Genomic DNA, 12,785 nt, shown 5'->3' on the forward strand with positions numbered 1-12,785 from the left:
CGGAGGTACAGGATCGGCATCGGGCTCGGGAAGCTGTCGACGAATTCCGGGATGATCGTGTCGTTCGCCGAGGCCGTGTTGTCGCGGAAACGCCCGGTCTCCTTGTTGTCGGCAGCGAAGGTAAAGCCAAGGCGATCCCGCTCAAGGTCCACGTAGCTCGGCCGGCTGCCGGGGGTTCCGCCGAGCAGACGCGGGCCACTTCCGACGGCCTGAGGGTCGTAGAGGATGGCGCCACCCGCATCGAGGACCAACCCGCCTAGCAGCCCAAGAGCAAGGTTCTCCGTGCCCGTGATGCCGTTCGTCGCAGCGATGTTCTCAAGCAACGAGTCGTCGTCGGTGCCGTCGTCGTCAACGTCGAATGTGAAGTTTGCACTCCGGTCGCCTGGTGCTGGAAATGAGAAGTTTCCGAGCCCGATGCCAATCTGGTCGTCCGCCAGCGGTCCCGGGTACGCCTGGAAGTCGTCGTAATACGTCTGGATCGCATTCGTCAGCGCACGGACGGTCGCCGCCGAATCGGTCGCGAACGCGGCCTGGCGGACGCGGGCGATGGTGGGGATCAGGATGCCGACGAGCAGCGCGATGATGCCGATCACCACCAGCAGCTCGACCAGCGTGAACCCTGACTCTCGACGTCGTTGCGTGACTGACTGCATCGGCTTCTCCTAGAGCGACTGCACGAGCGAGATCATCGGCATGAAGAGCGAGATCACGATGAAGCCGACGATACCGCCGAGGATCACGACCATCACCGGCTCCAGGATGCTCACGAGCGAACTCACGAGCACGTCGACGTCGTTGTCGTAGTTGTCCGCGACCTTCACGAGCATCTTGTCCAGATCGCCCGTCTCCTCACCGACGTCGATCATGTTGACCACGATCGTGTCGACAATGCGGGTCGCCCGCATCGGGTCGGCCATCGATTCGCCCTCGCGGATGGCGTCGTGGACCTTGACCAGAGCCCGCTCGAACACCTCGTTGCCGCAGGTTTCCTTGGTGATGTTGATCGCGTCCAGGATCGGCACGCCGGCGCTGATGAGCGTTCCGAGCGTCCGGGTGAAGCGGGCGACGGTGCCCTTTCGCACGATCTGGCCGAGGATCGGAATCTTCATCTTGAAGAGGTCCGTCCCGTATCGCCCGCCTTTGGACAGGCGGATGATCTTCCAGAGGATCAGGATCGCGATTGGCGTCAGCAGCACATAAGCCCAGCCGTGACGCGGCGGGGCCATAAAGTTGGCGGTGTCGATGAGGAACTGGGTCGGCGCGGGAAGTTCAACGCCGAAGTCGGCGAAGATGTCCTCGAAGGCCGGAATCACGAAGATCATGATGCCCGTCACGATCGCCACCGCGATGGTGATGACCGCCGCCGGATAGATCATCGCACCGATGATCTTCTTCTTGAGCTTGGCCGCCTTCTCCATGAAGTCGGCCAGGCGGCTCAGGATGATGTCGAGCACACCGCCGGCCTCGCCGGCGTTGATCATGTTGACGTAGAGCTTGTCGAACGCCTTGGGATAGCTGGCCATCGCTTCGGAGAGCGACGAGCCGCTCTCAACCTCTTCGGCCACACCGCCGACGACGGCCTTGAGCAGTCCGGGACGCTCCTGTTGCTCGAGGATCTGCAGCGACCGCAGAATCGGCAGACCGGCGTCTTGGAGCGTTGAGAGGTTGCGGGTGAAGTTGACGAGCTTCTTCCGCGACACGCCGCCGATGGCGAATGGGAGCTTCTTCTTCGGCGTGATCGGTGCCGCTTCCGCCTGCCCGCCAGACTTCTTGACCGACTTCTTCGCCTGCTTTTCCTTGATTTTGGTCGGGAAATAGCCCTTAGCGCGGATCTTGGCGATCGCTTCAGCGTTACTCGCTGCTTCGAGCTCCTCCTTGACCTCGGAGCCGCTGGGGCTCATGGCTTCGTAGACGTAAGTCGGCATCGTGTCTCCGTCGGTTGACGCAGTTGTGGAGAGGGACGACGGGGCCGCCGACCGCCGCAAGGGTACGACCTGTCCACCTGCGCCTGGTCACCGCGTCCAAATGCACGCTGCGAGAAAGCGTGGAGAGCCGGAGTCTCTCATCCCGCTTTGCTCGTTGCGACGCGCGATGCAGCTGCTTTGACCGAAATCGAACGTAACGGGGTCCGGAGAAAACGTCGAAGACGAGTGCAGAGCGGAGCGTCGCTCCGAATCTGTGCAAGCCCGGAGCGACGCTTCGCTCTGCTCTCGGCTTCAGGATCCAGCAGCTTTCGATGCAAGGTCGGTGCGTGTGCGAATCGCTGTTGGCAGGTTCTCGGGGACGATTCGACCCGCTGCAGCTGCTTGTCGCAACAACAAAAATGCGGACGTTTCTGAAACTGTTCCTTGACAGCTTGCCGCACTTTGGGTTATTCTTCCCCGGTCGTTCGAAACTGTTTCGTGTCGCTTGCCTGGAGGAGGCTTGGAGCGATGGGAAGTGTCCGTGAAATAGCCAAGCGTGCGTCGGTCAGCATCGCGACCGTCAGCCGCGTTCTCAACGACGATCAAGGCGTCGGCATCGAGACTCGGCGGCGTGTGCTCGAAGAGGTCAACGCGAGCGGATACGTCCGGCGAGTCGGCAAACGCGCCGTCGCAGAGGGCATCGCCCTCGCCTACGCCGGCCCTGCCACCGTCGCCACGCCCTTCGACCAGTGCCTGCTCTCAGGCATTGGCCGAGCCGTTGCGGATAAGGAGGCCGGCGAGTTTTTCGGCAACGACCTCCTGATCGTCAACCTGAAGACCGCCCTCCGGCCCGGCGAGTCTCCGTCCGCCCTGTTCCGTCGCAAGGGCATCAAGGGCGCGGTCCTCCGAACGACCGAGGAGGGCGCTGACATCTGCCGACAGCTTACCGCCGAAGGTTTCCCGAGCGTCGTGGCCGGCAGTCGGATCGAGGGGGGCGAGGTCCCGGTCAGCTGGGTCGATGCCGGTAGCCGGGACGCCAGCCGCGAGGCCGTGGCCCACATGATCGGGCTCGGGCACGAGCGGATCACCGTCGTCGCCAACACCCGCGACGACACCGACCACCTCGACCGCATCGATGGCTGGCGTGACGCGATGTCCGCGTCGGGCTTGTCGACAGAAGATGCCCCCGATGCCATGCCGATGGTTCTGCGTCTTCCGGCCCTCTACGAGCAAGGCCGAACGATCCTCAAGCAGTGGCTTGCAACGCCAAATGAGCTTCGCCCGACAGCCTTCTACGTCGCCGACCCGCTGCCAGCACTGGGTCTTTTGCGGGCGGCGTACGACGCAGGGGTTTCTGTACCAGACGATTTCAGCCTCGTCGGCTTCGACGACGGCGACGCCCAGCGGCTGACGATGCCACCGATGTCGGCCGTCTGCCAGGACGCAGCAGAGCTCGGCGAGGCGGCGGTCGACGTTCTACGAATCCAGATGGCGGGCAAAGTGCGTCGACGTGACGACGAGCCATCGTCCCCGGCAGCCGTCGAGCAGCGGAGCGTGTTTACGACCTTCCGAGCTGGCGCGACTGTCGGGCTGCCGTCGTCGCGCTGATGGAATCCAGGCACCCGTCTCACGTGCGAGGCATGCCGTCAAGTTTACTGAATGACACAGACACCACTCATTTCGGCAACGGCCCTTCAGGGCGTTCAGCAGACACTGCCCGCGTGGCTCGATAGACGTCAAACTAACAGCCCCATCTCATCGGAGGCCCGTTCATGAAGTATCAGCGCAGAACAAACGGATTTACTCTGGTCGAGCTGCTGGTGGTGATCGGCATCATCGCCCTCCTGATCAGCATCCTTTTGCCGGTCCTCAGTCGCGCACAGTCGTCGGCGCGATCGACCGTGTGCCTGAGTCAGCTGAGGCAGATCGGCTCGGCCACAGCCTTGTACGTGAACGCCGAGAGTCTTTTCCTACCGCCTAGCTTCTACTTCAACGAGTTCGTAGACAATCGCGGTTTAGATCGTGCCCTACCGGTCATTCTCCGCGACTACATCAGCATCGGCGGCGATCCGAATGTCGACTTCTCCCAGGTCGCTGCCGATGAGGCAAGCGATTCGGCTGACATTTGGACGTGCCCTGAGTCGATCCTCAGCGAGGCCAATCAGTTCCCGCTGACCTACGGCGGCAACGGACAGGTCCATCGGTACATTTCGGTTGTAAACCCGGCCACTCCCAACGCGGACCCGGTTCCGGGCTTTTATGACGAGCTGCTGAAGATCACGCGTGTCCGGAATAGCAGTGAAGTCGTCGCCATCGCCGACTCAGCTCAAACCAGCGGTTCGTTCGTTGCGGGCGGCTGGCTCGACTGGACTCAGCTCAACAACCAAGGTTTTGACGACCCGGCAAACGCCGGCCGGCTGACCAGCACGCTTCCGGGTTGGGATCTGAATGACGACCGCCCGACAGGTGGCAATTACCACATTCGTTACCGACACGGCGACAACAGGACTGCCAACATTCTGTACGTCGACGGGCACGCCGGCGCGGTCGCGCAGGATGTACTGACTTTCCAGAATCTCTCCGGTGCCTACTAGCCGGCAGATGATTCTGTGCCTGCCCGGACGTTCCGAGCAGGACTTTACGAGGGGGTGTTTCCCATGTTTGGAGGATTGGAATGTTCGGAAAACACATGATCGTCGCAGCCGCTGCGACCGCAGTTTTTGCAGGCAGCGCTTCGGCAAGCTTGTTCACGGAACTCACCGTCAACGGTGATTTCGAGACGGGTGATTTCACCGGCTACGTTCAGTTCCCGACCGGTCCCGGTCAGCAGAATGTCGTCTCGACCAACCCGTCCAGCGGCACGTTCGCGGGCGAAATCGTCAACGACGCGACGTTGAGCAACTCCCTCATCAAGCAGGAGAAGATTGGCATCGGCATGGTGAGCCCGGGCGATACGCTTCGTGTTCGCTTCGATGCGCGCGGCAGCTACGCCCAGCCCGGCGGTGTTGCATTCGCCGAGTTCTTCTCGGAAATCGACCCGGTTGGTGGTGGAACGTCGGCTGCGGAAATCCTCGGCGGCGGACCACTGGCGATCGACCCTGACCCGTCGGTTTGGACCTCGTTTGAGTTCCTCGTCACCGCCGGCCCCGATGTCGACGGCGGCGTGACGCTGCAGCTCGGTGCCACCAACGGCCCTGCCGCCGGCACCACGATGTACTACGACAACCTGAGCGTTCAGGTGATCCCGGAGCCCGGCACCATGGCCTTCCTGGGCACTGCCGGCCTGGGCCTGCTCGCCCGACGTCGTCGCGCGTAGGTCGGTCCGGTCTTCGATTGATTCCCCTTTTGCCCCGTCGGTGCGAAATGCTCCGGCGGGGCCTTGACTAAACGCGGGCTACACCTCGTGCAAACTGACTCTGGTGATATGACTCCCACGATTGGGAAGCATGTTCCTGATTGATGATTGGCAACCCGCGGAACCTGAAAGCATCTGCAATGTGGAAAACATTTCTCGTCGTCCTGCTTTTTCCCTGCCTCGCTCTCGCTGCCAAGGTTGAAGTCGTCGCCACGGACGGCAACCACCAACTGCTGATCGACGGCGAACCCTTCTTCGTCAAAGGAGGTGGTGGTGATGGCCCCAAGGACGTGCTTGCCGCCGTTGGTGGCAACGCGTTTCGGACATGGGGCACCGACAACCTGCTGGACCAGCTCGACGAGGCCGAGTCGCTCGGCCTGAAGGTCGCCGTCGGCATCTGGCTCGGTCATGAGCGGCACGGCTTCGACTACAACGACAAGGCCCAGGTCGCGGAGCAATTCGAATCAGCCAATGCCGCCATCGATGCGTTCAAAGACCACCCTGCCGTGCTGCTTTGGTCGATTGGCAACGAAATGGAAGGCTTCGCGGACGGCGACAACGAGAAGATCTGGGCCGCGGTTGAAGAGATCGCGGCCTACGCGAAGGCGACCGACCCCAACCACCCCACCATGACCGTCGTCGCCGAGATCGGCGGCGAACGCGTGCGGGCGATGCACGAGCTCACGCCCAGCATCGACATCGTCGGCATCAACGCCTACGGCGGCGCACCAAGCATCGCCGAGCGTTACCGCGAAGCCGGCGGTACCAAGCCGTTCATCCTCACCGAGTTCGGGCCCGTCGGTACGTGGGAAGTCCAAAAGAACGACTGGGGCGCGGTGCCCGAACCCACGAGCAGCGAGAAGGCACAGTACTACGGCCTGGCCTATCGCAACTCGGTTCTGGCTGAGAAGGACAAGCTCTGCCTGGGCAGCTTCGCCTTCACCTGGGGCTTCAAGCAGGAAGCCACCGCCACGTGGTTCGGCATGTTCTATGACGACAACACCAAGCTGGCGGCGGTCGATGTGATGCAGGAACTTTGGACCGGAGCGCCGCCTCGAAATCGCGTGCCACAGATCGAGCCGATTCGCGCTCCCGGCAACCGCTTCATCGAGGGCCAGACCGTTACGTTCACTGTCGACGCGTTCGATCCGGGAGGTGAGCCGCTCACCGCGCAATGGAAGCTTTACGCCGAGGCCGAGGAGTACCGCGTGGGTGGTGACGCGGAGCCAAAGCCCGATCGCTTTGCAGATGCCGTCATTGAATCCAACCTCAACTCGGCCACCATTCGCATGCCCGATCAACCCGGCGCTTACCGGGTGTTCGCCATCGTTCGCGATCCCGCCGGCGGCGGTGCGACGGCCAACATGCCAGTCTTCGTGCAGGACTCCGACACCGCCGCCAAAGAACGCCTCGCCGTCGCCCCCGAACTGCCGCTGGTGCTCTACGCGGACGACATCGGCCCGATGCCATACGTGCCTTCGGGCTGGGTGGGCAAAACAGACGCTCTGTCCGTCGAAAACAACGACACCAAGTACGCCAACTCCGGCAACACCGCAATGCGCGTCGCATTCATGAGCCCTGGCGACTGGGCCGGCGTTGTCTGGCAGAACCCCGCCAACGATTGGGGTGACCTCCCCGGCGGGTTCGACCTGAGCGACGCCACCAAACTGACCTTTTTCGCCCGCGGCGAAACCGGCGGCGAGAAGGTCGACTTCAGCTTCGGCGCCCTTCGCGAAGGCCAGGCGTTCACCGACACCGCCGCTGGCAAGGTTGTCGTCGAGCTGACAGACGAATGGCAGCAATACGAGATCGACCTCACGGGCAAAGACCTTCGCCGAATCAAAACTGGCTTCGCTTTCGCCATCCCCGGCCAAGGCAAGCCTGTCGTCTTTTATCTGGATGACGTGCGGTACGAGTGAGCATCGATTGGGCCTGGTGAATCGCTAATCGCGACGCATATCTTCTCGGTCATGCCCGGCCGCGGACGATGGTTCCTCATCGCCGCGGCCGGTTTGCTTTGGCTCGCGATCACGACGCCCAAGCTTCTCCAGCACGCGTCCGCCAACACCGCCGACCTCGACACCGGCAACTACCACCACCTCGCCTGGGCCATCGCCCACCTCGGCCCGGCCGAAGGCTTCGCTAGCAGTGTCCTCACGCGGCACCACCTCGGCGAGCACTGTTCGCCGGTCATGCTGCTCGTCGCCCTCCAGTACCTCGTCTGGCCCAGCGCGTACGTGCTGATGCTCCTCCAGGCGACGGCTGTCTGGGCGACGATCTGGATGACACTGCTCTTCGCCCACCACACCCTCCGTCATCCTGAGCGAGCGCAGCGAGTCGAAGGACCTCGTCTGGAGGTCGTAAACGATCCCGAACGACGTCCCTCGACTGCGCTCGGGATGACGGATGGGACGCGACGGATCATCCTGGCCGTCTTCCTCGCGATGCTGCTCGTCTGGCCGCCGTTGACGGCGACGCTCGCGACGCAGTTTCAGCCGATCGAACTGGCCGCGCCGCTCGTCGCGCTGTCGCTGCTCCTCGTCCACACGCGACGGACACGATGGCTCTGGCTGACAATTCCGCTGCTCCTGTCGACGCGCGAAAGTGCCCCACTGGCCGTGGTCGGCATCGGGCTCTACGCGGGCATCGGGCATCGGCGCTGGGGCCTGTTCGGCGTCCTGACCACGGTCGCGATCGCATGGCTCGTGATCGCGATGGGCGTCGTCATGCCCTACTTCCGCGGCGGTGCCGAGTGGGGCCACACCAGCTACGTCGACTGGTCGGCCGCCTGGGACGACAAGGCCGAGTACCTGCTCGTCATGCTCCTCGGACTCGGCCTCTTCCCCTACCTCGGCAGACATTCGTTGGCAGCGACGATTGGCGTGATTCCTGGACTTTTGCTCAATGTCTCAGTCGCTCGTTGGACGCAGTACAGCTTCGTCGGGCACTACGACGCCCAGACGATCCCGTTCCTCATGATCGCCGCCGCGCACGGCCTTCGCGCCCTGACGACGCTCAACCGCACCATCGCGTTGACGGTCCCGTCGCTCGCGCTCTCGCTCATTCTGTGGGGCATCCCCGGCACCAAGACCGTCTGGCAGCGACTCGACGACTGGTGGCCCTCCGCCGACCGCCGCGCGACGATCGCCGAAGCGGTCGAGATGGCCGAGCGCTACCGCAACGCACCCGCGCTCACCGCGCACCATCGTCTCGGCCCGCACGTCGCCGGTCGGCCCAACTACGTCGCCGAACGCACCGGCCGAACCAAGGAGAAATGGGTCTGGTGGATCTCGACCCGTGCCCGCCCCGGCCACCTGTTCCTGATCCCGCGTGAGGACAACGCCTTCGTCAAGAGCGGCTTCCCCGGCCAGGTCCGCCGCAGCGGCTCGGCCGTCCTGATCGAACGCGGCAACTGCGTCGAACTCTGGCAATGGCCGTTGGATGCGCCCGCCCACGGCAACACGGAAGCCGCCCGCGCCTACGCCGCCTGGCTCCACGCCGGCGACGACGACGAACGATCGGAATACGACCCGTGACGTCGAAAGCGTTTCGACGTGCCTCGCTGGCTCCTCCAAACCTGCCGCCCTTCCGCGTCGAGCTGCTAGCGATTAGCGACTAGGGCCTAGGTCAGAGGAGGACGCATCCCTTTCCGACCTAGGCCCTAACCGCTAACAGCTAATCGCTTCCGGTCCTACGGCCTCGTCGCTTCGAGGTAGGCGTAGAGCGAGCCGTGGCGGGTTGGGGTGGGGAAGCGGTCGACGGTGGCGGTGGGGAAGATGTGGCGGAAGACGGTGAGGATCTCGTCGGCAGACGAGAGGTGTTCGTGCCGCATGAGGGTCTTGTAGCTGAAGCCGGTGCGGAGGCGGTAGGACAGGCCGGTCGTCAAGCGCCAGCCGAGGCCCCAGAGGAAGCCGCCTTCGCTGGGGATGCCGTGCTGCATCAGGCCGCCGGGGGCGAGGAGGTCGCGGCAGCGCTCCAGAACGGCCGGCAGGTCGGCGACGTGTTCCAGAACCGCGACGCTGATGATCCGCGAGTAACGCCGATCGGACGGCACGTCGGCGATGTCGGCGAAGACGTCGCGGACGGCCGAACGGTGCGGGCTGTCGGCGTACAGGTGCTCTTGCGGCTCGACGATGTCGAGGCCCCACTCGCCCAGGTGCGGCGACTCGTGCGGCACGTGGTTGAGCGTCCCGGCACCGAGTTCGAGCACTGGCCCCGCGATGCCGCCGGCGGCGACGCGCTCGTGCATCCAGCCCTCGGCACCCTGGGCCAGGCGGCTCATCAGGCCCTTGCCCTGCCGGTTCTTCTTGTACTCGTCCGCGTAGATCGCCGCCTGCTTTGGCGGGAGCGGGGGTCGCTCGCGTGGATAGCTCGCCAGCAGCTCGTCTGGCGTCACGGGGCGATCCTGTACTTCATCTTTTCCTTGCGGAGTGCGGCAATCTCGCGTTCGCGGGCGCGCAGCTCCTCGACCGTCGCCCGCTGGCCTGCGGCGTTGGTGGTCTTGCTCCCGGCGTGCAGGAGCATCTGACTCGTCTCGCCGAGCAGGACGAGGTACTTGATGCCGAAGACGAGGAACATCAGGAAGACCAGGAAGCCGCCGCACACGCTCAGGATCAAGACGCCCGCGGACTGTGCCGGCGTCGTCGTCAGGAACATCGCCAGAAGTGCCACGCCCAGCACGATCGCCGCTGCCGCGTAGACGACCAGCAGGCCGATCGCGACGACCTGCCCGCGATCCTCTACCGAAGGCTCACGGCCACGAATGCCGAGGTGCTGGAGATAAAACGCGGAAATCGGCAAGGCGGCGTATCCGACGAACTCCAGGACCAAAGCGATCGCGAGCAGCACCGTGATCCCACCCGCTCCGATCGGCGGACCGGCGGTCGACGTGATGACAGCGTCGATCAGCTGCACGCCGGCCGAGAGAAGCCCGGCGAACGCGCACAGTCGCACGGCCATGCGGAGCTTGGGCTTCAGGTCGATCTCCGACGGGTCCGGTTCCGACATGAGCCAGTAGCCGACGGCGAACGCTCCGAACTTGACGGCCGAGATCAGGCCTGCCACGACGAGCGAGCCGATCACGAAACTCTGGACCAAGTTTGCAAAAAAGGCCGCAATGACTGTCCAGAGCACGATCCGGCACCCAAGCGCCACCTTGTCGAGCCACTGCGAGTCGGCGAACCGCAGGTCGTCGGCACGGTCAGCCGCAACCTGGCTCAGGATGGGCGTACCGCACTCCGGACACTTTCCGCCGCGAGACAGGCCCATGAGGTTGTACCCGCATTTGCGGCACTTCTCTTCCTTCAACACCTTGGCGACGGCCGGCTTGGGCAGCTTGGGGGCGGGCGCCGCCTCTTCGTCGTCGTCGGAGAAGTCGTACCCGCCGTCGGCGGCGAGCTTGGTCGGGCGATCGGGCTGGATCGGGATCGGGTGGGCAATCTCCGCGATCGGAATCGGTGCCTTGGCATATGAAGCGTCGGTCGGCGAACGCCTGTCGAGCCCCTCGACGCCGAAACCGTCGTGCGCGAGCTCGTCGCGTGGATCGGGCGTCTCGTCTCGAACGAGCGGGACGATGTCGTCGTCGTCGGTCGGCGTCGGCTCCTCGCCGAGCAGTGGGACGAGCTCATCGTCGTCGTACGTCTTCTTCGGCCGCTGCTCGCCCACGAGTAGCAGCGTAACGATCAAGGGGCCGGCATTCGAGTGGGGTCGCGTAGGGTGGCTCGTGACGCGCGACACGCGGAACAACCTGATCTTCCTCGGCGTGCTGCTCGTCCTGACGCTGCCGCCGATGTTTCTGCTGGTCGGCAAGGCGTGGCGTGGCGAGGGCGGGCTGAATGCGACCCCGCCGGCCGCGAAGATCAAGACGGCCTACCTCAATCCCGTCGGCGTCGGGTCCGGCGTCATTCGCATCGTGCCGCCCGCGACGGATGCGTTTGTCGACGATCTGGCCCGCGACCTCACCGGCGAGCCGGCGTTTCGGTTGGCTAGTGCGGGCGGAAGGCCGTCGCCACTGATCGGTGAGGATTTTCGCCTGGAGCTTCTGGGTGAGCTCGACGACGAGACGCTGCTGGTCATCTGGCTCCACCGGGACGGAGCCGACCTCGACAGCGTCACGAGCCCGGCGGGTGGGATGCGCGTGGTCACGCACGTCGACGTGCCTTCAGAGGTTCGCAAAGAGCTCCAGGAGGGCCCGGCCTCTGCGATCATTTCGGGTTACTCTGGCTACGCCGCCCCGCCGCGACGGGTCGCTGTCGTCGCACTGAAGGGAACGGTGCCTGAGCGGTTGACGGTTTCGTGGAACCGCGGCGAGATGGCCGGGCAGGACACGATCGACCTTTCGGACGTGACCCCGACAAGGGCCTCGACGTTGCCGGCCTTGCCGAATGCCGATATACCAGCGTCCCAGCAGTATCCCCGATGACCCTTGCCAGTCCCACAGAAGCTCCCGTGACCGTTGCGAATCAGCCAGGCGCTGACCGTCCTGACGTGATGCGTCCACGCCGACCGATGCCCACGGTGCCGCTCGACGAGGCCGGACTCGCGTTGCGGTACGCGTGGTTGACGTACATCGCCGTCGCGCTCATCCCACCCGCCGCGATGATCGGGTCGATCTTCGTGCTGCTGTTCACCGGCAATGGGGCTACGAAAGAGGTAGACCACGTCGGGCACTTCTGGGGCGTCGTCTGGCTAGTCGGCGGGATGACCTTCATCGGCGTGACGCTGCCGGGGTCGTTTTACATTCGGCGTCAGCTGTGGAACGAGTACTACGCGGGCGATGTCGTCACGCCCGGCAACTACCTCAAGGGCTGGGTGATCATCTGGCTGCCGCTGGTGTCGGCGGGCGTTCTGGGCTTTATCGGCCTGGCACTGACACGTGACTTTGCCACGGTGTTCATCAGCATGCTCGCGTTCATCGTCTTTCTTTCAATGGCACCCAACGGTCACGCGATGACGCGGCCGGTGGGCGACCATGACGATCCCGCGACGTACGAAGAGCCGAAGTAGGACGCGTGCCGACGATTCCGCCCCTGGTGCTGCTCGGTGCCGCGGCCGTTGCGGTGACTGCGGTCATTGTCTTTGTCCGACTGCGCGAGCGACGCCTGAGAAACAAGCTGCGCGCGTCGGCCGACGCTCTGGGCTACCAGCCGCTGGCCGCACCGCCCGTCTGGCTGACGGCTGCTGCCCGGCCAGGCCTGCCTGAAACGGGCGCGTCGGGCCTCGTTGCAACGAACGTTTTCAGCAAGGCTTCCGAAGACGGCGCGATGCGGGTTGTTGCGACCGTCCACTATCTCGTCGGCGGTGCTTCGCGTCGGCACGCTCTGCGCCGGGTGATCGCGGTCGATGTGATCAGCGGCAAAACGCCACAGGCACAGGTTCACCCCGAACGCGACGACCTTCCGAGGGCGTACGAAAGCTTTATGAAACAAACCTTTCCCACCGTCCAGAGCGATTGATCGTCCTGACGCCTGCACGTGCGGCATGCTGCCGCAGCTTGTGAAATCTCGTAGCTTGCCGAAGCAGCAGCG

At 64.2% G+C, this 12,785-nt stretch carries 12 protein-coding genes; 8 read left to right on the plus strand and 4 right to left on the minus strand.

The window, feature by feature from the left end:
- Both AAGI46_00005 and AAGI46_00010 read right to left on the minus strand, forming a co-directional pair.
- Positions 1–653, minus strand: a 653-nt coding sequence (locus AAGI46_00005) for a type II secretion system protein (protein MEM1010582.1), incomplete at its 3' end; no start/stop codon positions are given.
- A gap of 9 nt (positions 654–662) precedes the next feature.
- Positions 663–1,925 (minus strand): type II secretion system F family protein, encoded by a 1,263-nt coding sequence (locus tag AAGI46_00010; protein ID MEM1010583.1) that lies wholly within the window; start codon positions 1,923–1,925, stop codon positions 663–665.
- Between the two features lie 507 nt (positions 1,926–2,432).
- Between AAGI46_00010 and AAGI46_00015 the strand changes: the two genes are divergently transcribed.
- The 5 genes from AAGI46_00015 (at position 2,433) to AAGI46_00035 (ending at position 8,795) form a co-directional block, all read left to right on the plus strand.
- On the plus strand, positions 2,433–3,512 hold the full coding sequence (locus AAGI46_00015; GenBank protein ID MEM1010584.1) for a LacI family DNA-binding transcriptional regulator: 1,080 nt from the start codon (positions 2,433–2,435) through the stop codon (positions 3,510–3,512).
- 164 nt (positions 3,513–3,676) lie between these two features.
- Positions 3,677–4,498, plus strand: a complete 822-nt coding sequence (locus AAGI46_00020) for a prepilin-type N-terminal cleavage/methylation domain-containing protein (protein MEM1010585.1) — start codon at positions 3,677–3,679, stop codon at positions 4,496–4,498.
- 95 nt (positions 4,499–4,593) lie between these two features.
- Positions 4,594–5,220 carry a PEP-CTERM sorting domain-containing protein gene (locus AAGI46_00025; protein ID MEM1010586.1) on the plus strand — a complete coding sequence of 209 codons (627 nt, stop codon included), beginning with the start codon at positions 4,594–4,596 and terminating at the stop codon, positions 5,218–5,220.
- A 179-nt stretch (positions 5,221–5,399) separates the two neighbouring features.
- The gene (locus AAGI46_00030) at positions 5,400–7,178 is read left to right on the plus strand and encodes a glycoside hydrolase family 2 TIM barrel-domain containing protein (GenBank protein MEM1010587.1); all 1,779 of its coding nucleotides are present in this window, start codon (positions 5,400–5,402) and stop codon (positions 7,176–7,178) included.
- 51 nt (positions 7,179–7,229) lie between these two features.
- Positions 7,230–8,795 (plus strand): DUF2079 domain-containing protein, encoded by a 1,566-nt coding sequence (locus AAGI46_00035; protein MEM1010588.1) that lies wholly within the window; start codon positions 7,230–7,232, stop codon positions 8,793–8,795.
- Between the two features lie 155 nt (positions 8,796–8,950).
- On the opposite strand, the gene AAGI46_00040 is transcribed toward AAGI46_00035, so the two are convergent.
- On the minus strand, positions 8,951–9,655 hold the full coding sequence (locus tag AAGI46_00040; GenBank protein MEM1010589.1) for a class I SAM-dependent methyltransferase: 705 nt from the start codon (positions 9,653–9,655) through the stop codon (positions 8,951–8,953).
- Positions 9,652–10,923, minus strand: coding sequence for a hypothetical protein (locus AAGI46_00045; protein ID MEM1010590.1), 1,272 nt, complete (start codon positions 10,921–10,923; stop codon positions 9,652–9,654). Before AAGI46_00045 ends, AAGI46_00040 begins: the two co-directional genes overlap by 4 nt.
- Positions 10,924–10,981: 58 nt before the next feature.
- Here AAGI46_00045 and AAGI46_00050 point away from each other — a divergent pair, with 58 nt between their 5' ends.
- The 3 genes from AAGI46_00050 (at position 10,982) to AAGI46_00060 (ending at position 12,713) form a co-directional block, all read left to right on the plus strand.
- Positions 10,982–11,680, plus strand: coding sequence for a hypothetical protein (locus AAGI46_00050; GenBank protein MEM1010591.1), 699 nt, complete (start codon positions 10,982–10,984; stop codon positions 11,678–11,680).
- Positions 11,681–11,766: 86 nt separating this feature from the next.
- Entirely contained in the window at positions 11,767–12,264 is a 498-nt protein-coding gene (locus tag AAGI46_00055; GenBank protein MEM1010592.1) for a hypothetical protein, read from the plus strand.
- Positions 12,265–12,269: 5 nt separating this feature from the next.
- A complete protein-coding gene (locus AAGI46_00060) occupies positions 12,270–12,713 on the plus strand; it encodes a hypothetical protein (GenBank protein MEM1010593.1) in 444 nt (147 codons plus the stop codon).
- The last annotated feature ends 72 nt before the right edge of the window (positions 12,714–12,785 follow it).

The organism is Planctomycetota bacterium (genome assembly GCA_038746835.1).
Classification (GTDB): domain Bacteria; phylum Planctomycetota; class Phycisphaerae; order Tepidisphaerales; family Tepidisphaeraceae; genus JBCDKH01.